Below are 22533 nucleotides of genomic sequence, written 5' to 3'. Positions count from 1 at the left end.
CCTTATGAACCTGGCAAGAATCTATAAAACATCCGAAGGCATCATCGTTCAGCACAATGGCCGCTTTTATGCGGCATCGGCCGGCTGGAACGAATTCGTGAACCGGAAAGGCCTGTACGCAACCATTGTTTCCGAACTGCCGGATATGGGGCCTTTGGACCCGCATACCGCCGAAATGGCCATCGCTACAGGTTTGCAGGCGCCCATCGGCACGCAGGAAGTCTGGGCCGCCGGCGTTACTTATTACAGAAGCCGCACCGCACGGATGGAAGAATCGGAAAATGCGGGAGGCGCCACTTTCTACGATAAAGTATACGCGGCGGAAAGGCCCGAACTGTTTTTCAAAGCCACGCCGCACCGCGTTTCCGGCCACCGCGAAGTGGTATACATCCGGCCCGACTCCAAGTGGGACGTGCCCGAGCCGGAACTGACGCTGTTCGTATCGGCACAGGGTACCATCGAAGGCTATACGATCGGGAACGACATGAGCTCGCGCAGCATCGAAGGGGAAAACCCGCTATACCTGCCCCAGGCGAAAGTGTACGAAAAATGCGCCGGCCTGGGCCCCTGCCTGCTCGTTCCGGAAAAGCCCATTCCTGCGGATACCATGATCAGCATGTCGATCTTCCGGGACGGGGAAATTCAGTACAACGACAGCATCGCCATCAGCCAGATGAAACGCGGGCACGGCGAACTGGTGGAATTCCTCTTCCGCGGATGCGCCTTCCCCGAAGGCTGCTTCCTCATGACCGGCACCTGCCTCGTGCCCGACAACAATTTCACCCTGCGCGACAACGACCGTGTAGAGATCAGCATCGATCACATCGGAACGCTCATCAACGAAGTGCAGACCTTACGCCGAACACAATAAGCAAAGCCGCGATCCCGCGGCTTTGCATCAAACAAAAAAACCAAATCACCTGCCGGTCAGTACATGTACTCCGGCGGGGTGATGCCTTTGCACCGCAGGTACACGGCGGCCTGTCCACGGTGGTGCGTAATATGGTCGAGCGTGGCAAAGAACCCCTCCAGCGGCAGTTCCTTTTCTTTCGCCGCCGCCACGCTTTTATCCAGATGGGCGAACGCCTGCTCCAGGTACTTCGTAACGGCCTGCTTGCCGTAGGTTACGGGCGTGGGCGCCCAATCGGCGGCCTGCCCGCGGATGTAATTTTCTTCCCACCAATACATGCCGTAGCCGATATGGTGAAGCAATTCGTTGAACGTCCACACGCTGTCGGTCGGCTTGAAACCGTATCCTTCTTCGGGCATGGCTTCAGCGACGGCGAGAGTGTACATGCGGGCGTTTTCCAGTGTTTTCTTCAAATGCGCTTTCATAAATTGAATGTTTGATACGGCAAAGCTATCGTAGCGGCCGCGGCGGCATTTAAGGAAAATTGCGGTTTTTACGCCCGTGCGCCCGACGGCGGTTTGCCATACACTTTCCGGAAAGCGGCTGAAAAATGCTCGAGACTGTGAAACCCCGTGGCAAACGCGATCTCCGTCACCGGCCGCGCGGTATGCCGCAGTTGCCACGCCGCTTCCTGGAGGCGGACATTGAGCAGGTAGCGGTAAGGCGTGGTATGGGTCATTTGCCGGAACATCCGGTTGAAATGATACGGGCTCATATGGCTCATGGCCGCCAGGGCGTTCAGGCTCAGATCTTCATCGAAATGCGTGCTGATATGGATTTTCACTTCCTCCACCAGCGGCAGGTAATGCCTTTTCTCCCGGTCGCTGAACGGCGCCGGGCCTTTATCCGCGCCGGCCAGCAGCCTGCCGAAAAGGTCCGCCATCAGCTGTTCTGCCTCCATTTGCGGGAAACGCGGGCGCTCCAGCAGGGCAAGAATGCGGTGGTGGAGATATTCCATGTCGGGCGTGGCTTTCACGAGGATGGAATGCAGGTCGGGATTGCGGAAAAAACCCTTCAGCCCAGGCGCCTGGCTTTCCAGCAATTCGGCATGGGCGGCGGAAAAAGAGAAGATGGTACACTCATCCGGCAGGTCGTGGACATGCCCTACGGTATGTTCATAGCCCGGCTTGCAGAAGAGGAACAATCCGCTGTAGGCATCCAGCTCGTTGCGGAACACGTTGAACCGGAAATTCCCCTTCCGGATGTAGGCGATGGAAAAATGCTCCTGGTACTCCTTACCCGAAACGCCGCAACTGGTGCAGCGGCACCGGAAATCCCGGATGCTGCATCCCGGCGAATCGAACATCAGGCGAATGTCTGCTTCCATAAGTCGAAGATATATGTATCCGGTGGAAATTTAGGGGCAGGAAGTGACAACCCTATGTCAGCAGGCTTGGAAATTTGCAGCAATACGCATAATTTGGAGGAAATCGGAAACCCGTACATGCTTTTTAACCATATAGCAATTCAATTCAAATATCCGCTCGAAGGATTCCCGGCCGAACTGTTACTTGCCGCCGATGTAACCTGGAACACGCTACAGCACTGCTATTCGCTCGACAATGTCCGCCTCCCTGGAAACACCGGCATGCCGGTTATGCCGCCCGTCCAGCTCAAAAAGAAAAACGATCAATGGGTGCATACCGACAGTGAAAGCAGCACGCTGCTCAGCGAATCGGCGGGTGTGGCCATCGACGAGGCGGAAACAGACAAAGTCAACAGCCTGAACAACGACTGTCCGGAGCTGGGATATTACCTGGAAAAAGCCATTTCGGCGGATGGGGCGGATTTCGGGAACATCCAGCTTTTCAATCCTTCTTACCGTTCTCTTTCCATCGTTACCCAGCGCGGCTTCCGGCGGGATTTCCTGGCGCATTTCAACGTGGTGACGGCCAGCGACCGCTCCGCCTGCGGAGATGCGCTGCGTACGGGCCAGCCCGTCGTGATCCCCGATGTATCGCAGCTGCAGAGCTATTCCCCGCATTGGGACGTGGCGGCCCGTGCCGGCTACCGCTCGGTGATTTCCACGCCGGTGATGACAGGCAACCGGTTCATCGGCATGCTGAGCACGCATTCCAGCAAGCCCCACTGGCAATGGAACATCCGGGAGCACCAGCAGATCGCCACCGACCTGGGGCGCTGCCTCGAAGCACGGCTGCCCTAAACGCTTTCCAGCAAATACACGATCAGTAAAATGCTGACCACGAAGATAAAACCGGTCAGTGTAGTGAGGAGGCCCGAAGAATGGCCATAGGAACCCTCGTTCAGTTGCTTTTCGATATTCCTGTAACGGAAATACGAGAAAATGACGGTGGCGGCGCCCACTCCCACGAGCGTGATGCCCGCTACGGCCGACAATCCATGTGATTTGATCACATATTCCTTGCCCAGCATGAGCGACAGCTGTTTGACGAACAGCGAGAATTTCACCACCACGAAGCCGAACGCCATAATGCCGATAGCCGTGCGCACCCAAGCGAGGAAAGTGCGCTCGTTGGCCAGGTGATCGGTTGGCCCGCCGTATTTCTTAGGTTCCATAGTCGATAATTAATGGGTTGCTGACCATGAAGTTACGAAATACGGCGGGCGCCCGGTTAGGAAAATTGGATGTGCAGTTTTTGTCCTTCCAGCACGCGCACCGCCTCCGCCAGTTCTACCGTAGACGTTCCGTCTGCCTGGCGCAGCGTGGCTTTGAGGGTTTTCCCGTTCAGTTGAACCACCACTTTTTTCCAGTTGGCAGCCGATCCTGTCTTGAAGGTTTTGAGCCGGAGCGATCCGTACGCCAGTTCCAGTTCGCATGTGCGGCTACCGCCGGATTGGTTCTCCTGGGAATAGGTGCCCCAGCCTTCCGCCGTGGTAAACGGCGCGCTGAAAACACGCTGGCCGATCACCGGTGCAAAGCGGATCTCTCCTTTCGGCCCGTGATAATCGAAGCCGCAGGCGGTGATGAAAGTGCCGTAGCTGGCCATGGCGCGGGCGTAGTGGTCGCTGCACTCGATCTCGTTGAACGGGTTGCGGCGTGCGGCATGGTGACGGTCGTGGATGACGCGGGTGAGCACCATCGCTTCATCCGTCATTCCTTCGGCCATCATGTGGCTGGCCACCTGGTGCTCGAAGCCGGACATGCATTCATGGAAATATCCCAATTGCCAGGTGACGTTGTCGCCATAGGCATTTTCCTCGTTCTTCGGATTGGTGTTCATGACCATCCCGCCTTCCCCCGCTACCGCGTAAGGCCGGCCGCCGGTGTGCGTCTTGATGTAAGGCCCCACGTCCATCGTGAAGTTGTATTTCCAGAGAGCGCGCAACGCGGAAAGGGTTTCTTCCTTATTCCACAACCTCCCAAGCCCCGCCTGGAACGCCCAGCTCTGGCCATACACCTGGTCGATATGGCAGGTATTGTACGATCCCAGTTTGCTGCGGCCATGCGCTGCGTCGGGGCGGTGAACGAAATATTCTCCATTGAACAATTGCGACATATTCCTGCCGCCCTTGTCCGCATATTCCCGGCAAATTTTGGCGAAAGCCTTATCGCCCGCGTCTTCCGCCAGTTTTTCCGCCGCCCGCGCCGCTGCGATACACAGCCCGGCGATCCAGGCGATCTCGCCTTCCCATACAGCGTCCAGGGTGTTTTCCATGGGCGTATCGGTGAGGCCGTCGCCGTTTTTGTCTTGCGCCAGCATGAACTCGGTGGCTTTGCGGATAGCGGGCCAGTTTTGCGTGAGGAACCTGTTGTCTGCGCTCATGCAATGCTCGCGCCAGATGCGGAGAATGGTGCCCGCCTGCCCGTCGATCGCCGGTCGGCCTTCGAATTCCGCGCGGAAGATGATGCCGCCGTCGGGCTGCATGGCGATGCCGAGATCGGTGCGCTGGCGGGTGTCGCGCTCCAGCGAGGGGAAGATGCGCCCCATGGCCTGGGCGTATTGCCAAACGTGCGTGCAGGTACCTTCGCAAGTGTTCACGCCTTCCCAAGCCCAGAACCGTCCGCTGGCGAAGCGGTACGTATTTGCCGTGGCGAGGGTGCCGATATTGAGGAAAGTCCGCTCCAGGAACCAGTGCGGCAGTGTGGATTTATTATACCAGGTGTTGCGCCAGCGCAGAGTGGCGCCCCAGAGGCGGTCGAGATGTTGGGCGAGATAGCTGCCGACTGCCGCCGCGTCTTTGAAGCGCGCGGCGTAGAAGAACCCGCCTTCGGTGTCTTTCAGTTTGGGACGGAGCTTTTCGAGCGGGTGGTTGAAATGCCAGCTAAGAATGAAGCGGCTTGACGCGGTGGCTTGCGGCGCGAGGGATTTCGCTTCCGTGGCGATGCCGCCGTTCAGGATGCCGGAAGGCGCGCTGGTGGCGGGCGATTCGCTACGGGTCGAAAAGTAAGCGGACGTCACCGGCCAGGGTTCCGCATGGGTATTGGCGAACCCCGTTTCCCCGGCGAGCGTAATGGCCGTATACCCATCGTCGGGGCGGCTGGAGCTGCCGTCTGCCGCGGCGAAGGAGCCTTGAACGGTCACGAAACCATTGCCTTTTACGACCTGGTTCCTGCGTTCACCTTCCCCGTCTTTGGCGGATATTTTCCGGGCGCCGTTTTCCAGCCATCCGGCCAGCGTCACTTTCACATCCTTCCCTGAAATATTTTTAATACGGATATCGAATATGGTAGCGGGCAAAGCGGAATCGTCGGCATCCAGCGGAACGAACACCCCGCCGGCGAACATTTCCACTTCCACCGGCAGCGCGCTGTGCTTGAAACGTACCACTGCAACGGGGTACGTGGCTTCGAACGTCACTTCCTGCCAGTCGTCCTCTTTCAGTTCCCGGATCCATTGCTGCCCGCCGGATTCGATTTTCAGGGCAAAACCCTGGTCGAGCACGCGCTTGTTGGCGGCTATGGCGGGTTCCACGTAACTGGCGCCGTCCCGGTTGCGGACTTTAACTTCCTGCTTGCCGTCGTTCCACAATACCGTTTTGGGGTCTATGCCTTCGCGGGGATCGTTGTAGACCTGCCAAAGCCACAGGCGGCCGTCGCCACCAAGGTATACCGTTCCGGCATGCAATCCGCCGGCCGGCATGCCGATAAATCTCAGTTCGTTGGCGGATTTGCGGTATACGGTGGCCTCTCCGCGTGCATACAAACTTTTGACCCAGGCCGCATCGATCGACTTATCGGCCGGGATATTATGGGTGGGCTGAAGCACGCCCTGGTAGGGCTTCTGCGTGGCCGCCAACGCCGGGATGCGCAGGGTGAGGAGACCTGCCGCCGCAAGTCCGCTTTGCTTCAGGAAATTTCTTCTGTGGATGGTCATGTATGGTGGCTGATTAACTGGTTATTTCCGGGAAAAACGTGGGACCGGATCAATGACAAAATAGCAAACCTTGTGCGGATACACCCAACAACCGGAATTTACCGCTATTAAATGTGAAAAAAGCATTAACCGAAAACCGGTTTGCACGATAAATCTCCAACGGATTTCACCAGGAAATATTATTGCCGCATCCGCATCAAATCAGTAATTTCGGGAAGTAACCTCAAAATACTCAACGCATGTCCGTCTTTGCCCTGCTCGTCGGCGTTTCCGCCTACCATCCCGATTCCGGCGTATCCGGATTGAACGGTTGTCTGAACGATATAAAAGCCATGCACGACCTGCTCCGCAACCGGTTTCCGGACGATCCTCCCGGCCATGTGCGTATCCTGCTGAACGAAGGCGCTACCCGTAGCGCGGTGATCGCGGCATTCCAGGAGCATCTTTGCAAGAATACCGCCATCCGCGACAATGACACCGTCCTGTTTTATTACAGCGGCCACGGCAGCCACGCCCCCTCGGCACCGGAATTCCTGGCCCTGAACGAAGACAGCCAGGGGCAAGACGAAACGCTCGTGTTGTACGACAGCCGCCTGCCCGGGCACTTCGACCTGGCCGACAAAGAACTGGCGCTGCTGCTGTCCCTCGTCCCCGAAAAAGCGCATACCGTCGTGATCCTCGATTCCTGCCATTCCGGTTCCGCCACGCGCTCGCTCAAAACCCTCCAGCATTCCGGGCTTCCGAAATATACCAACGATGCCGATATCCCACGCAGTTTATCCGATTACCTGCATGCCGGTGGCGTGAGTTACGCGGAGATGCAGCGAAACGGGAAACTGGAAGTGCCCCGCTCCCGGCACCTGCTGCTAGCCGCCTGCGGGCGTAACGAGCTGGCGTATGAAGACGTGGCGGCGAGAGGCGTTTTCTCCGGATGGATGACGCGGCTGCTGCTGGAATCGTCCGGCGGGTTGTCGTACGCAAAGCTCCACGAATCCCTGTACGCCGCGATCAGGAAGAACGCCAACGCACAAACGCCGCAGCTCAAGACATACGGCGGCTTCAATCCCGACCAGTTTTTCGGGCGGCCAGACAGCGACGCGTCTGCCCCATTGCTCATTGCGCGATTCTCGGAAAACGAATGGGTCGTGAACGCCGGCGCGCTGCACGGGATCCCGGCCGACAGCACGGCGTTCTCCCGGGCGCAGGTGCTGCTGTACAAAAATGCCGGCAGCCAGGCGCCTGACTTTACGACGTCGATCATCCGCGTGGGACTGACCGATTGCGTGCTGCGCGTGCCGGAAGGCGCGGATGCGGGCGCCCGGTATGCCGCGTCCATCATCAACCTGCCCCCGCGCCTCAGTATATTTATTTCCGGAGATGCGGCGGAAGCCGTGAAAGCGCTGCTGCCGAAAGACCCCGCAATATATTTCCATACCGATGCCGGACAATATTTCGATTACCGGCTGGATACATCGGACAGTCAAATTAAAATCCTCGACAAACACACCGGCAACCTCGTGCATGGCGTGGTGGGCGTCGAGGCCGAACACTGTCACTATATCGGCAAGGCCCTGGCGCAGATCGGGAAATGGCGCGCGCTGGAAAGCATGCACAATCCGCAGACGGCCATCCCGAAAAAGAATATCGAGCTGAACGTGCAGCTGATGGATGAAGACGGGAACTGGGAATCCTGCACTGGCCAGGAAATCACGGTCGACATTACGGAATCCCGTCCCGAAATCCCTTTCCGCATCCGGCTGGCCAACACTTCGCAGGTGGAATACCACGTGGCGCTCTATCACCTCTCTCCTGCTTTTTCCATCGACAAACAATCGCCGGACACGGATGCGAGCGTGTTGCGGAACGGCAAGGCAATTGCGTTGAAATGCAATCCCCTGAACGATTTCATCACTTTCATGCTCACAGAAGACGATGTGAACGAAGAAACCGAAATCTTCCAGCTCGTGTACGCGCTTTTCCCGTTTTCGGATTATTTCGTGGAGGAATCGCAGGAACTGAAACGGGAAATGGTGACGCTGGACACCGTGAAATCGCGCGGGCTCGGCGACAGCAATAAAAAACATTTCAGGAAGGATTGGGATACGCAAACCCTGCGCATCCGCATCGTCCGCAACGGCCAGCGCATCGAAAAGGGAAAGCAATTCGACAATGGTCTTATTTCCATCACGTCGACGTCGGGATTCGGGGCGGATGTGACCGTAACGCCCACGCATACCGGCGCGAAAGGACTGAATCCCGCGCAGGAATTGCAATCGCTGTTCGATGCCGACGCGTTCACTTTATTACCGGTGGCGCCGCCTACGCGGGGCGCTCCCGTCAACACCGTCGTGGAATTGACGCAACTGGCAAACGAGGCTTCGCTGAAAGACGCACCGCTGGAAATCCGCGTCCGCCAGCCGATCGGGGAAAACGAGGCGGTGGTGGCCCTTACGATGCAAAACGGGATCGTGGTGCCGCTGGGGTTCCTGGAGCCCGATGCTTCGGGAAACCACCGGATGTACGTGCATCATGCGCCCGGGGAGCCGGACGAGCGGCGCGCCGCCGGTAAAAGCCCCGTGCGCGCGCTGTGGTTCTGTTTGCTGAAAGTCGTTTTCCGGCGCGACAAGGAAATCTTCAAACTCCGCTACCTGCTATTCCCGGACGGCGAACCGGAATACGTTAAAAATAAAGTCGCGGAGAAAGTGGCACAATCTGACCGGATATTGCTCGTCATCCACGGGATTATCGGCAACACGAAATCCCTGTCCGCCAACCTGTCTTCCCTCCTTACCGACAAAAAATACGACTGCATCCTCACCTTCGATTACGAAAACCTCAATACCGACCTTGAAGATATCGCCGCCAAACTGCTGGACCGCCTGCAGGAAAGCGGCGTTTCCGCCAACAAGCCGATCGACATCCTGTCGCACTCCATGGGCGGGCTGATCAGCCGATATATGATCGAGGAATTGGGTGGCGACAAGCTGGTGAAGCGGCTCATAATGGCCGGCACGCCCAATGCGGGATCGGCTTTCGGGAACATCGAAGACGTCCGCAAGTGGACCAACCGCGTGCTGACGCTGGCCTGCAATTATGGGAAACAGTTCCTCGGCGCCTGGGGGCCATTCCTGGAGATCGTTAATAAAGGCTTATCGGCGGCGGGCTTCATCACCAATACCCTTGGCCAGATGGACGTGGGGTCGGATTTCCTGGTGGCGCTCAACAAGGGGCCGAAACCGCCCATCGCCACCCGTTACTACATCCTGGCCGGCGATTCGGCCAAATACAAGCTGGAAGCGGAAGATACGGGGCTGATGGAGAAGATCGAACTGGCGGTGGGAAAGATGTTGTATTGGAACACGCCCAACGATATCGCCGTGAGCGTCGAGAGTATCCAGACCGTGCCGGCCGCGTATGTGGCCGAATCGATCGAGACGGGCGCGCACCACCTCAATTATTTCGATTACAACAGCAGTATTAAAATTTTGAAAGAGATGATGGACTAGATCAGCGGCAATACCACTTCCATGGCGGTCCCACCTTCCGGGCGGCGCCGCGCGAAGATGTGCCCCTGATGGTTTTCCACGATTTTCTTGCAGATCGCGAGCCCGATGCCCGTGCCCGGGTATTGCTGGCGGTTGTGCAGCCGTTTGAAAATGGCGAATATCTTGTCGACGTATTGTTCTTCGATCCCGATCCCGTTGTCTTCCACTGAAATTTGCGCATAAGGCCTGTTTTCGGGCAGATTGAACCGGATCGCCGCTTCCGTGGGGGCGATAGGTTGGCTTTGTATCCTTATTTGAGGTATTTCCGTCGAGAATTTCAATGCATTACCCAGCAAATTGGCGAACAGCTGTCGCAATTGCGTGGGTTCGCCTACGATGACCGGCAAATTCTCCAGTAATACGGTTGCTTTCTTTTCGGTGATGGTGCTTTCGAAGTCCGACAGCACATCACTCAGTACTTCGTTGAGGTCCGTTTCCGCGGGTTTGCCTTCGGCGTTGGAGAGGCGGGAATAGTTCAGGACATCGCGGATGAGGGTAGACATGCGGCGGGCCGAGTCGGAGATCTTGTCGAAGTATTTGTCGAACGCCTGCCCGTCGCCCGGGTTTTCCCGGATCATATCGATGAAGGTCTGGATCTTGCGGAGGGGCTCCTGGAGGTCGTGTGAGGCGATGTAGGCGAATTCTTCCAGGTCGCGGTTGGATTTGCCCAGGCGTTCGTTGGTTTTGATGAGTTCTACGGTGCGTTGCTGCACGGTGCGTTCCAGGTGCAATTCGGCTTCTTTTTCGGGGGTGATGTCGAGCAAAGTGCCGAGGAGGCGTTCCGGGCGGCCATCGCGCCCATGGAAGTATGCGCCGCGGACCCTTACCCAACGGTGCTCATGATCTGCCGGGCGGACGATGCGGTGCACCGCGTCATATTCTCCCCCGGCGTTCTTTTCCACGAGGGCTTTGAGTTGCAGGAGGGCGCGGGTGTTGCCGACGGGGTGCAGGAGGGCTTCCAGGGTTTGGAGGTCGGCCACGGAGCCGATATCGAGCCCGAGGATGACGCGGCATTCGTCTGAGCAGGTGACGAGCCCGGTGCGGAGGTCTACTTCCCAGACGCCGAGTTTGGTGGCGGAAACAGCCATGCGGAAGCGTTCTTCGCCGAGGCGGAGGAGCAGTTCGCCGCGTTTCTGGCTGGTGATGTCCCGCGCGATCTTGGAGGCGCCGATGATGGTGCCGGAGGCGTCGCGGATGGGGGAAATGGTGAGGGATATATTGATGATGCGGCCGTCGCTGGTGACGCGTTCCGTTTCGAAGTGGTCGACCCTTTTACCGGCGGCGAGTTGGCGGAGGATGGCGGGCTCTTCGTCTTGCCGGTCGGCCGGGATGAGCGTGGAGATATGTTTCCCGATCATTTCATCGGCTTTGTACCCGAAGATGCGTTCGGCGGATTTGTTCCAGGAGGTGATGATGCCCTGGAGGGTTTTGGAGATAATCGCATCGTCTGACGACTCCACGATGGCGGCCAGGTGTGTGAGGCTTTCGTTCTGGAGGCGTTGGGCGGTGAGGTCGGTGATCAAATTGATGCCTCCGGCCAGGCCTCCGTCCTCATTGAAGAGGGGTTTGGGATTGGGGAGGATGTATGACCGGGTGCCGTCTGGCCGTTCGATGATGATTTCTTCTCCCTGGACGGGCTTGCCGGTGCTGAGGCATATGGCCATGGGAAAGGATTCCGGGTCTATGGGGGTGTGGCCGTCGAGCTGGAAGGCTTTGTGGGCGCCGCAGTATCGGGTTTTTCCGATGGGGGGTTCGTGGCCCCAGAGTTTGGCGGCGGCGGGGTTGTAATGGAGGATGAAACCGTTATGATCGGTGAGGTACGCAGCGGTGGGGATGCTGTTGATGATCTGGTGATTGGTGGTATTGTTGTTTTGTGAGGGCATGGTTTGATATGGGTGCGGTGTGGGGGGAAGGTAATGAATTTTTGGGGGATGGATAGCTGATTACGGGAAGGAAGTGGGTTTACAGACGAAGGCGAGCTGGGGTCTAGACCGCGTGGTATGGCGTTGGTGATCGTTCGGGAAGGAAGACCGGCCTGTACTTGAGGTGGACTTGATGCGGAGGTCTCGTGGCGTCCAACCAAACCGGAACAAAGTCAATGCAATAAAGAAAGTCGCAAAATTAACTCATGGGAATGCCATCCGAAGGAGTTATCCTATCGTCTAAATTTGTGATCCTATAACTTGATAATGAATTTTTTATAACAAAACCCCAGCGCTATGGCGTTGTGTTATTCCCGTTGCACGCGGGATTGCGGGGCAACTAACTCCTGGGGAAGCTCTGGTTGCTGAAGGTATAATTTTCTGCAGGGATGTGTTTTAACGGAGATGGCATCCTTCTCCTCTTCCACTACGGCGATGATATCGGCGGCTTGGCATTTCCGGCTGTAGGAAAGCCCATCGGGCAGGTAGGAGCGGATTTGCAAGGTTACTACCAGCGTCCCTTTGCCGGGGACGACAATAGGCATTTCGGCTCCGGGGAACGGCTGTTTCGGGTCGATGTGGAGCACGGAGCTGTCTGAACCGGTCACTCGCCTGTTGGGGAAATCGATGCGGGTGGCGATCAACGTTACTTCGATCATTTCGGTTTTGCCCAAAGGTAGAATCTGTTGGGCGGGGATGTGGAGTTTTCCGTCTTTGGAGAATATGGGGCGGCTCTGGAAGAACTTTTCGATGCCGGTGGTTCCGTTGAACTGGAAGCTGGTCAGGCCGGCATGGTTATTTCTACCGGCTTTCAGGATGGCGCTGTTTAGGCGGTTGACGAGGGTTCCGTCAACATGAATATCCAACGCCGGGGTGATGGCGTTACGGATGAAGGCGCCATTTCGGCTTGCGGCGCCGAACAGCTTTGCGGCCTGACGGGTGCCTTCGGTCTGGCGGACGGTTTCGGGCCGGGTGCGCAGGAAGTGTTTTCCGCCGCGGCTGTAGGCAATGATATTGCCCAGCTTGCCGGTGAAGGTGATGATGGAATTGAGTGTTGCCATAACTTTTGGGTTTTGTTGTTAGGGAATTTACGGAAGTGTGGGGGGATGTTTTATTGGTTTGATTGCGATTCTTCTAAGGTAATCAGCCTTGGGGTTCGAAGATTTGCAAAGTGGATCGTGATGGGGTTGGATGGTGTCTAAGGGAATCTCGATGGGGGTTGGAGGATTTCGAAATTTGGGGGCTTGGGATTTGGGGGTTGGGTTAAAAAAGTACCCCCCGCCGGCTGAGGGGCGAGGGGTCTGGAAATCTGAGTTTTATGGACACCAAAGGTTATAGAAATTTCGCATGGACGTACAACCGTGGATGTTATATACAAAACTGTCGTGTTTCATAGTATGTGAATGTTTATTATTTGTTAATGCCCTGCTCTGATTTCTCGATGGGGGGTTGGAGGATTACGAAATCGGGGGGTGTAAGGGATTTTGGCTATTAGGGCATGGGGTTCATTGGAGTGACATGGCAACCTATTTCAGGACGGGGCACTGGGTTAAAAAAGGCCCCCCGCCGGCTGAGAGGCGGGGGCTGGTGAATATGTAAACTGGGACACCAAACGGGTTGGGGCACCAACCCCTAGGGGTGGGTGGTCGGGGGTGGATGGTGGGTGGCTACCAGCCGGGGTTTTGTTGCATGCCGGACATTTGTATTACATCATCCGGAAACGGAAATGTATACTGATAACTATTAGGTTTCAAAGTAAATACGTTTCCATTGACATTCCGCGAAAACGTTTGTTCAAAGCCACGCTCTTTGTTTAATCTCCGTAAATCGCTCCATCTGACGAGCCGAAATACCAATTCCTTTTTTCTCTCACGTAATACAATATTCAATGCTTCCTCAGTATTACCTGCTGTCATGTCTGTAAATGTACCGAGCCATCGATTCTTCAATAAAAAGTTAATATCCTTCATTGCAACATCAATATTGCCCTTTCTTGCATTACATTCCGCCCGAATCAAATAAAGCTCATCGGTGGCAAGCCCACAGTAGAACGTCTCAAATCCTCTTCCACTATAGCATCCCTTATATAAAATGTTTCCCGTAGTTGCATCAACTTGAAAAAAAACTGACTTTCTTAAATCACTATCATCGTAACTTTTATAAAAGACACTATCAATGTTTAATCTTGAATATAACGTCCCTGGGTACGACAAGGCCCTGTTGTAATATATAATTTCGTCATTAAATCCAATAAAAGGATTTAAGTTATCACTGTAATTTAAGTCTCCATAACTAATCAATTTGCCAGAAATTCGAATTGCTTTATCTGCATTATCTGACGCCTTTGTATAGTCTCCGATAATTAAATAACACCTGGCCAGCAACGCATATACTGCCCACTTGGAAGCGCGTGTTTTATACTGAGGTAAGTCTGGAAGAAGTGGCAATGCATCTTGCAAATCGCTTAAAATCCTTTCATATGTTTCCTGAACAGTGCTCCTAACACTTCTTACACTAATATCGGACTCAAGTTTAATCGGAAGACCTAATTTCAACGACTTGGTTTCTTCATTATAAAATGGAACAAAAGTCTGTGCGAGATCATAAAATGTGTAGCCTCTAAGAAAGAGAGCTTGCCCTTTTACATTATCATAAAAGACAGGATCTTCCTCCCTCTTATTTTTCTCCAACACTTCAAGCGCAAGATTAGCGATATACACTTTCCCATATCCACCCAAGGCGCTGGCCTGCTGCCATTCTCCAACATTTAATATGGGGCCATCTTTTGTCCAAGTGTATGCAAGCCTTTCCACATTATTCAGCTGACGTGAGTTTTCATCTTTAATAAAAAGATAATCAGTCGAAATCTCTCTTAGACTAGGCCCCTGAGTATTAATCTCTGGATTATCAAGTAATGCCTGAAGATCCTCGACCGTGGTAGGCGTGGAAATATTCTGATTTGATTTTACATCAAACAAATCATCAAGTGAACAACTAGACGTTGCAAACACGATAAATAGAATAAGCGAATTATAAAGTAGTCTCATGAACGTGAAGCATTTAAAAATTTACAGATATACCGAGCGCATAACTTTTAGGGGCAGGCATTGAACCATAAGCTATGGCGTCCGGGTCAATACCTTCATCATTTGCACGCCAGATCACTCCCAGATTCGACATATAAAAAAATGCCTCTGCCCCCTTTACTATTTTTAAAGTCCGAACTAGCCTCTTTCCAAAATTATATCCTAATCGTATATCATGAAATCGTATATGATCGCCCTTTTCAACTAACACATCTGAGTACTGGTATGCAAGTTCCCTGTTATAATCCGAAAAATCCGGAACCGAAGGAACAACTGTATTTAACTCATCACCCTTTTGCTTCCATCTTTTCCCATAATCAGCATGACCGCTCCTCGATCCAAGCAAAAGGTTGAAGTAATTAATTGATGGACGAGAAAAATAATAGCCGAACTTATATGTAATCAAAAAAGAAAGCGTTAGCTCTCGCCAGCTCAGATTATTAATTAAAGAGCCAGTAAATTTAGGATTCCTGGTACCGTGATACACCAGATCCTCCGCTTTCAAATTTGAAAGCTTATTTACACCAGTAATTGTATCGCTAGCAAAAACTCTTGGGGCCCCATTTACTGGATCCAAGCCAGCAGATCGATAAGTAAATAATGAATATCTGGGATATCCTATCACATCGATATTTCCATTAACGACGCTTGCAGCTGTTCTAACACTTAAATCGTCGTAGGACTTGACTTTACTATTACTATAATTAAAAATAAAACTAGTTGACCACGAAAAATTCTTCCCTACAACATTTGTTGAATTCAACACGACATCCCATCCCTTAACCCTAATCTTCGCACCATTGGCTAAATAACTGAGAAATCCAGATGTCGGATCGACAGGCATATTTCCCATTAAATCCAATCCATACTTCGAATAATGCTCTACACTCCCTGATAAACGGCCCCCAAATAAACCAAAATCAACTCCCACATTAACAATTTTAAATCGCTCCCATTTCAAATTAGGATTGTTCGGCGTTATCAATTGTCCCCATTTCAAACCTCCTCTTAACGGAATTCCAAAATTATCAGTCCGGTTGTTGAATGTGGCATAGTGAGTTGCTGCCGATACAGCCTGTCCAGTAAATCCATATGAAGCACGAAGTTTCAAATTTGAAACCCAGTCAGCCCCAAAAAACTGCTCATCCTTAATATTCCAACCAATACCAGCACTCCACAAAGGTTGTTTCCTGACATTAGCTTTTACACCAAAATTATTTGATTGATCAATTCTCCCACTAGCAGAAAGAAAATATCTATTCTGATAAGAATAAATAGCATTTCCAAAAATACTTCCAAATCTAAACAAACTATTAAACGGCATCTTTGGCTGATCCAAACTAAAAATGCCATTAGGGCGAGCAGGATAGGTCTCCAAAGTATTAACAGGCTGGAAGGTATTGCTATTCTTATTAAATCCATACATATCCAAAGATGTCGTCTCTGTTTTTGTCTCCCTATACTCCACTCCACCTATCGCTTTAATATTGTGGTTGCTCCAACTTTTGTCCACTGACAAGCTACCGCGCGCTCCCCAATTTCGAAAATCTTGAAAACTCCTTCTCACAAAATCACCTTTGGGCCAAGGAAAAATCAATTGACCATTATCGTTTACATTCATAGTCGAGTTAACTCCATTCCTCACAATCCAACTATCAAACTCGTTTACATCATTTATTGTTGTACGGGTAGCTTGCGACTGATACTGAAGTTCAGCTTTAAGCCATCGCAATACTTTATACTTTAAACTGAAGTTAATTCTGTTATCATTTGCTGTAGTAGTATTATAACTTTTATTCAGATCTTGAAATGGCTTGTAATGCCAATCCATTAAACTGGGATACTTCGCGGTATCAACGTAAGCCATCCGGTAGTACAATGGTATAGCCATTGCCTTACCATCTCCGTCCGCCACCAAATCATAAGGAGAAAAGTTCTCCTGCACATATGTAGAATAAGAAATATTTGAGGCATCGGAAGTCAGCCTACCAATGAAAATACCAGCGCCTACTTCAATTTTACTAGTAACCTTATAAACACTTTTCATATCAAGTGATAACCTATCATTCCTGGATCCTCTATTCTCACCACTCATTAGATCATAACCTACCGAGGCATAGTAATTGACCTTTTCACTACCCCCAGATATGTTCAATGCATACTGCTGTTGCAGCGCCTTTCGTTGCAAGTACTTTCGCAAATTGTGTCGATTATCCACGTCCCCAAGTGCACTAAGCTTATCTAATGTAGCTGGATCTGTCGTTGGATCTGCTGCTCCGTCCTTTCTTGATTTCAATAATATCTCAACAGCTGTAGACGCTACAGGAAAATAGTTGAACATTGGAAATAAATCGTCATAAAGATCATACACCCCCAATTTAAATTGCGACACATCAAAATCAATCATGCTCTTTGATGACATTCTGGGAATATAGAATGAATTACTCTTTTCCGTCAAAGTTGTATTTGCCACAAAAGTAATTTGAGGAGGGAGATTATATTTGCCCTTTTTAGTTGTGATGACAATAACTCCATTTCCGGCCAGAGAACCCCAAATTGCCGCGGCTGCGGCATCCTTTAGTACTGTAATTGATTCTACATCATTGGGATTGATGTTAGAGATATTACCTTCATAGGGGAAATTATCAAGCACAATCAAAGGTTTGGTTTCATTTTTAAATGTTGCTATACCATGAATTACAAAATCATCAGCGCCATTCGTTCTATTTACAGCCAAACCACTAGTAACACGCAGTATCCTATCAATAATGTTACTGCCAGGCTGCCTGTTAAGTATCTTATTATCTAATTTATAAACACTTCCGGTCATTCTATTCTTGTCCAATTCCTGATACCCTGTTGATACGACCTCCACATTCTTTAATTCTGTTACTTGCTCACTTAACTCAACTAATACATCCGCGATTCTTCCATTTACTTTTATTTTCTGCGATTGATAACCAATGCAACTGATATACAAAATACCAGGAACTGCAACATTTGATAATACTGACGTTCCATCATCATTTGTAATCCCGTTAACACCATTCAACAAAAGACTCACCTCTGAAACCGGCTTTCCTGTTGCGTCTTTCACTACAACTGTAAGCTGTCTCATAATTGACTTTTTGGGAACAGAATCCAATTTGCTCCAATCTGCTAATTGCTCTGCATCTGGTGCAGTACCTTTTCTCAATATTATGCTTTTACCCTGAATGATCCAGCTGATCGCTCTATCAGAAAAAAGCAACGTTAGTACTTTTTGTAATTTCTCATCCTTAACGTGTAATGTTACTTTACCAATGTCAGCTACTACACGTTGAGAATAGTAAAAAGTATATCCGGTTTTTACCTCGATTTCCCTTAGCACCATTGATACCGGTAATTCGCGCACATTAATTGAAATGCCTGGGGTATCCTCATTCCTTTGTCCGGAAAATGCCTCCAGCGCAACGCAAACAAAAAATGTTGCAATAAATGCGCATAAAATGTAATTCTGCTTCATAATTCACCTGTTGTATAGAATAATTTATGCCACTTCATCTTAAGCCGGAATGAAGAATATCGTCTATGTGTGAAATTCTTAATAAAACTGAATGTCCCCGGTTAGGCATTTGTTAACAAATTGAATATAAATCTCCCTCGATTCCGTTAACCCATTCCTAAGTTTTCCCGTCTTTAATACACTGAGTTCGCCAAACTTAAAAACACAACTCAATGAAAGTCAACATACTGATAGCATTCTTCTCAATACTCGTACCTGGATTAAATAGAACGTTTGCGCAATCTAGTCACCTAAATGATGTTACATCTGCTGCATCTGAGGCAATTCAGATTAAGTATCGTCGCTTATTCACTGGAGAAACTCTTCCTTCAGTCGACTTTACCTTCAATGACGTTAAAAACTATCCCCAAAACCAATTAAAGTGGAGCGATTTAAAAAAAAACAAGCTTATAATACTTGACTTTTGGTCAAAATACTGTTCTTACTGCATATCGGCCATGCCCAAAATGGAAGAGTTGCAAAACAAATTCCAAAAAGACATTCAGATTATACTTATAACAAAAAATACGAGAGGAGAACTAAGCGACCTATTCAACAGGTCGACTAATTTGAAGAAATCAAAACTCCCAATGATATTTGGGGATTCTCTTTTTTACGATGCTCTCTTTCCGCATGGTGCGGAACCATATCATGTCTGGATAGATCAAAAGAATAAAATTGTGGCCACTGTCGCATACTCACAAACAACTGAAAAAAATATAGAAACTTATCTCAACGGCAAAAGTCCTCAGTTAAAAATAAGGAATGATAAACTCTATTTCCCGATCGAACTAAACGACCCAACCAAATCCTTGTTTAGCTTTGAAGGAGGGCGGCTAATTAAAAACCTCCTCTATTATTCTCCCAAACTATCGATACAAGATTCCCAAAAAGTGATTACAACCAAAGTTTACCTGGATGAATTATCCTATCCTGGCCTTAAGGAATATTCGGCATTTTTCCTTGAAGAACCCGGATATAGCATTATTCCAGCACTTGGCTTTCAAGACAAATTAGTTGATAGCTCAAAAAATGTGAAGGGGATAAGATATTTCAACACCATGCTTGAGTCTTTCATTAGAGAAGCATACTCTACCATATTTGAAAAAACGGAACGTCCAATTAAAAATAGCTTCGGTGAAATAATAGTCGATACAAGTGCTTACAACCTACTTCCTCCTAAACAATTCCCCACAATATCCACAACTGAAGTGGCAAGTGAAAGTAGCCGCCTCGAGCTGAACTCAAAACGATACTGCTATGAACTCGTAGTGCAAAACTATTCTCAAGAAGTACTACGAAACAATCTCAAAATAGACATTGAGAATTGCTTCGGACTTAAAGCTAAATTAGTGAAACGGCCTTACATCCAATATAAGCTAGTCTGTATTGACTCTAAAAAAATATCTCGTATGTTCTCTAGCAATATTGATAGTACAATCCCAACAACACGGTCCCAAAATAAAACAACGAACTATATTAACATACCGTGGAGAGGAATAGTAAATGATCTTGAACTTCAAAACATTTTTTCGGGAAGAACATTTATAGTTGATTCAACTGGCATAAGCGACAATCAAAATGTTAATTTAAACCTACTGGGAACCAGGAATCTTAATGATAAAGAAAATCTAAAGAATCTAAACAAACAGTTAGACAAATTCGGGATAACCATCAAAGAAGAGGAAAAAACAGGAGATTTCGTTCTAATTTATTCAGATATAAAAAGAAAACAATAAAAACCATGAAGATCTTACTCGTATTACTTTTATTTATTTCAGTATCACATTTTGCCAAATCTCAATTATCAGATAATGGCTTCACCATGGAATGTGAATTTGAGGGCCTCCCTGATAATACAAAGGTATTTCTCAAAACCCAAAATAGCGATACAATTGCACGTACCACTTCGAATGGCTCAAAGTTTACTTTTCAAGGAAAACTCTCATCGAATGGAGAATTTCATTTTATTCACTTTGATCACAATGTTTTTAACAAAGGAACCTTAGCCATTTTCGTAAAGAATCAACATTTAAAGATAAAAGGAACAATTGGCAAGAGAGAGGTGACAGTTTTAGGAATTCCCGAACAGACTGAATATGATTCAGTAATGAAGGAAGAGCGGGATCATCTTTCAGTATTTAACCAACATCTCCGTAAAGTAGACGAGTTTGTACAAACTATCCAATTCGATAGTTTAACAAATGAACCTATAAAAGTTTCAGATAAAGTAATCCTTGACTCAATAAAAACACTAACCGTAAAATTAATGGTGGATAGGGACAACGAGATCAAGAAATGGATTTCGGCACATCCAAATTCCCTTCTTACCCCTTACATCATGGAAAAAACGTTACGAATAGAGAATTTATCCTTCCTTGACTCAATGTATAACGCACTATCCACAGAAGCCCAAAATAGTTATTATGGAAAAAGAATGAAAAAGGAACTAAAGTATGCGGGAACCTACTTAAAAATTGAATTAGGGGAAATATTTCCGAACATACCTATAATTGACTCGTCCGGAAATGCTACAAACATTCATGAAGTAATAAAAGGGAACAAATTAACACTTATAGATTGTTGGGCATCCTGGTGCAAACCATGTAGAGCCCAACTTCCTCTTCTCAAAGAAGTCTATTCAAAATTTAAGAAAGATGGGTTCAACATTCTGGCCATTTCCTCAGACAGAAGTGAAATAGCCTGGAAAAAAGCGGTAGTTGAAGACAAATCAAGTTGGAATCATTTTATCGAGTCTAAAGAAAATCCCTTTAGCAAAATGTGTAGTATTGAAGGAATTCCAAGTTTCATCCTGTTAGATAAAGACGGAAAACTGCTTGCCTTTGATGCGGGCATGTCAATGATTGGAAGACTAGGCAAACCAATTCAAGGCGAAAATCTTCCTACTGCGGTAGAAAACGCCTTAAAAAAGCAATCCAAGCAGTAACCTTCTAAATAATCTGTGAGACAACTATGATTGAATTACATATCTCGCACATAATCCACCGTCAAACAATATGATCCAACTATCGCCAAGCACTTTAAAATCTGTAACACTTTTGTTCACGGGCTTCCTTAGTCTTTTGCTTCCCAGATACCTTCCGGTAGACGTTTCGTACATATCTATGGATAAATATTTAATAAACTCAGATAAACTTTCATTATCCGCTCGAAGTCCAGATATTACATAGATATTATTATTACCAACTGCAACATGTTTATTAACAACCGACCTGGGCCTTGTGGCCATAACTTTGGTTGTGCCACCTTCATTAACTAAGTCGATAATAACCTTATTAGTTAAAGTCGTATCTATTGTATGATTCTTATAAACCAGGTTTAATGCAGTATCCAAACAGTATATTGAATTTTGAAACATTTGAACAAAATACAATCTATTGGTAGATTTATCAAACTTCAAAATACCGTCTGAATCAAACCCTCCATATTGTTGAGCACCGACAACTTGGGCTTTATGAATCGACCTTCCAGATTTGGCATCTATTACTTGAAATATCTGCTTAGTTTGGCTATCATCTATACTTCTGATAACCAACTTATCCTCAGAAAGTTGCACCATTCTTGTTATTAACTCCGACTCCAGCTTCACCGAATCCATAACCGATGTACTAAAATTACCCTTTAGCAAATACGCATAGCTCACCACATACATATAAACATTTGGAGAGTCTACAAATGTATTCGGACTTACGAAATCCTCGCCAGCCGACACGCCGAATACCAAAGTATCTAAAACATTAAAATTATAGTCATATTTAAGGACCCATTGTGGACTTTTACCGGACAGGAAAAGACTAGTATTCGTATTCCCACTGATTGTAGTTATGTGTTCTCCTAACGATTTCTCAACCTCCGGATTAACAATCTCCCCAATCAACCTTCTGTCAAACCCATTATTCTCCTTATTTGGTAAATCCGCAGATTGAAGAATAATAAACAATGTACCAGCGGCTCCCAATATCATCAGAATAAATATGATAATAAATTGTTTCTTCATTTCAGTAATTGTTAGTATTAATTAATCTAAATCGTTAAATGAAACACAAATTATTTTCATCGGGACAAATTGCTAGTCCAGGTCAAACTAAAATACTCTGCACTGAAAGTGCAGAGGTTTGGGTATGCCGGACTAAAGTCCTACTCCAGCATTAAATTTTCAGCATTAGCACCTGGGTCATCCTTGTGGTGATCCAGGTATTCTTGCACCA

14 protein-coding genes are annotated in these 22533 nt (G+C 48.9%); 5 read left to right on the top strand and 9 right to left on the bottom strand.

Annotated elements, in window-relative coordinates:
- Nucleotides 1–4: 4 nt before the first annotated feature.
- Nucleotides 5–871, top strand: a complete 867-nt coding sequence (locus EJ361_RS21490; protein ID WP_126248193.1) for a fumarylacetoacetate hydrolase family protein — start codon at nt 5–7, stop codon at nt 869–871.
- 56 nt (nt 872–927) lie between these two features.
- Here the strand turns inward: EJ361_RS21490 and EJ361_RS21485 are convergent, their stop codons facing one another.
- Entirely contained in the window at nt 928–1335 is a 408-nt protein-coding gene (locus tag EJ361_RS21485; protein WP_126248190.1) for a DinB family protein, read from the bottom strand.
- A gap of 68 nt (nt 1336–1403) precedes the next feature.
- Nucleotides 1404–2237, bottom strand: coding sequence for an AraC family transcriptional regulator (locus EJ361_RS21480; protein ID WP_126248188.1), 834 nt, complete (start codon nt 2235–2237; stop codon nt 1404–1406).
- A gap of 117 nt (nt 2238–2354) precedes the next feature.
- Between EJ361_RS21480 and EJ361_RS25685 the strand changes: the two genes are divergently transcribed.
- Nucleotides 2355–3074: a GAF domain-containing protein gene (locus EJ361_RS25685; RefSeq protein ID WP_164714355.1), complete on the top strand. Its 720-nt coding sequence runs from the start codon at nt 2355–2357 to the stop codon at nt 3072–3074.
- Here the strand turns inward: EJ361_RS25685 and EJ361_RS21470 are convergent.
- Nucleotides 3071–3448 carry a YidH family protein gene (locus EJ361_RS21470; protein WP_126248183.1) on the bottom strand — a complete coding sequence of 126 codons (378 nt, stop codon included), beginning with the start codon at nt 3446–3448 and terminating at the stop codon, nt 3071–3073. The genes EJ361_RS25685 and EJ361_RS21470 overlap by 4 nt on opposite strands.
- 56 nt (nt 3449–3504) lie before the next feature.
- Entirely contained in the window at nt 3505–6207 is a 2703-nt protein-coding gene (locus EJ361_RS21465; RefSeq protein ID WP_126248181.1) for a GH116 family glycosyl hydrolase, read from the bottom strand.
- Between the two features lie 239 nt (nt 6208–6446).
- Between EJ361_RS21465 and EJ361_RS21460 the strand changes: the two genes are divergently transcribed.
- The gene (locus EJ361_RS21460) at nt 6447–9713 is read left to right on the top strand and encodes a caspase family protein (RefSeq protein ID WP_126248179.1); all 3267 of its coding nucleotides are present in this window, start codon (nt 6447–6449) and stop codon (nt 9711–9713) included.
- Here the strand turns inward: EJ361_RS21460 and EJ361_RS21455 are convergent.
- From EJ361_RS21455 to EJ361_RS21440, 4 genes are all read right to left on the bottom strand, one after another.
- Nucleotides 9710–11635, bottom strand: coding sequence for a PAS domain-containing sensor histidine kinase (locus EJ361_RS21455; protein ID WP_126248177.1), 1926 nt, complete (start codon nt 11633–11635; stop codon nt 9710–9712). The two genes, EJ361_RS21460 and EJ361_RS21455, sit on opposite strands and share 4 nt — an antisense overlap.
- Before the next feature lie 347 nt (nt 11636–11982).
- Nucleotides 11983–12735, bottom strand: coding sequence for a hypothetical protein (locus EJ361_RS21450; protein WP_126248175.1), 753 nt, complete (start codon nt 12733–12735; stop codon nt 11983–11985).
- Between the two features lie 606 nt (nt 12736–13341).
- Nucleotides 13342–14721 carry a RagB/SusD family nutrient uptake outer membrane protein gene (locus tag EJ361_RS21445; RefSeq protein ID WP_126248173.1) on the bottom strand — a complete coding sequence of 460 codons (1380 nt, stop codon included), beginning with the start codon at nt 14719–14721 and terminating at the stop codon, nt 13342–13344.
- Between the two features lie 13 nt (nt 14722–14734).
- The gene (locus EJ361_RS21440) at nt 14735–18265 is read right to left on the bottom strand and encodes a SusC/RagA family TonB-linked outer membrane protein (protein ID WP_126248171.1); all 3531 of its coding nucleotides are present in this window, start codon (nt 18263–18265) and stop codon (nt 14735–14737) included.
- Nucleotides 18266–18477: 212 nt separating this feature from the next.
- Here EJ361_RS21440 and EJ361_RS21435 point away from each other — a divergent pair, with 212 nt between their 5' ends.
- Complete coding sequence (locus EJ361_RS21435) at nt 18478–20043, top strand: TlpA family protein disulfide reductase (protein ID WP_126248169.1); 1566 nt, start codon at nt 18478–18480, stop codon at nt 20041–20043.
- A 5-nt stretch (nt 20044–20048) separates the two neighbouring features.
- Nucleotides 20049–21251: a thioredoxin-like domain-containing protein gene (locus EJ361_RS21430; protein ID WP_126248167.1), complete on the top strand. Its 1203-nt coding sequence runs from the start codon at nt 20049–20051 to the stop codon at nt 21249–21251.
- A 24-nt stretch (nt 21252–21275) separates the two neighbouring features.
- On the opposite strand, the gene EJ361_RS21425 is transcribed toward EJ361_RS21430, so the two are convergent.
- Nucleotides 21276–22322 (bottom strand): hypothetical protein, encoded by a 1047-nt coding sequence (locus tag EJ361_RS21425; protein WP_126248165.1) that lies wholly within the window; start codon nt 22320–22322, stop codon nt 21276–21278.
- Between the last annotated feature and the right edge of the window lie 211 nt (nt 22323–22533).

It is taken from the genome of Chitinophaga rhizosphaerae, from assembly GCF_003958645.1.
Classification (GTDB): domain Bacteria; phylum Bacteroidota; class Bacteroidia; order Chitinophagales; family Chitinophagaceae; genus Chitinophaga; species Chitinophaga rhizosphaerae.
The sequence above is the reverse complement of the archived record's forward strand: the minus strand, read 5'-3'. Positions and strand labels throughout refer to the sequence as shown.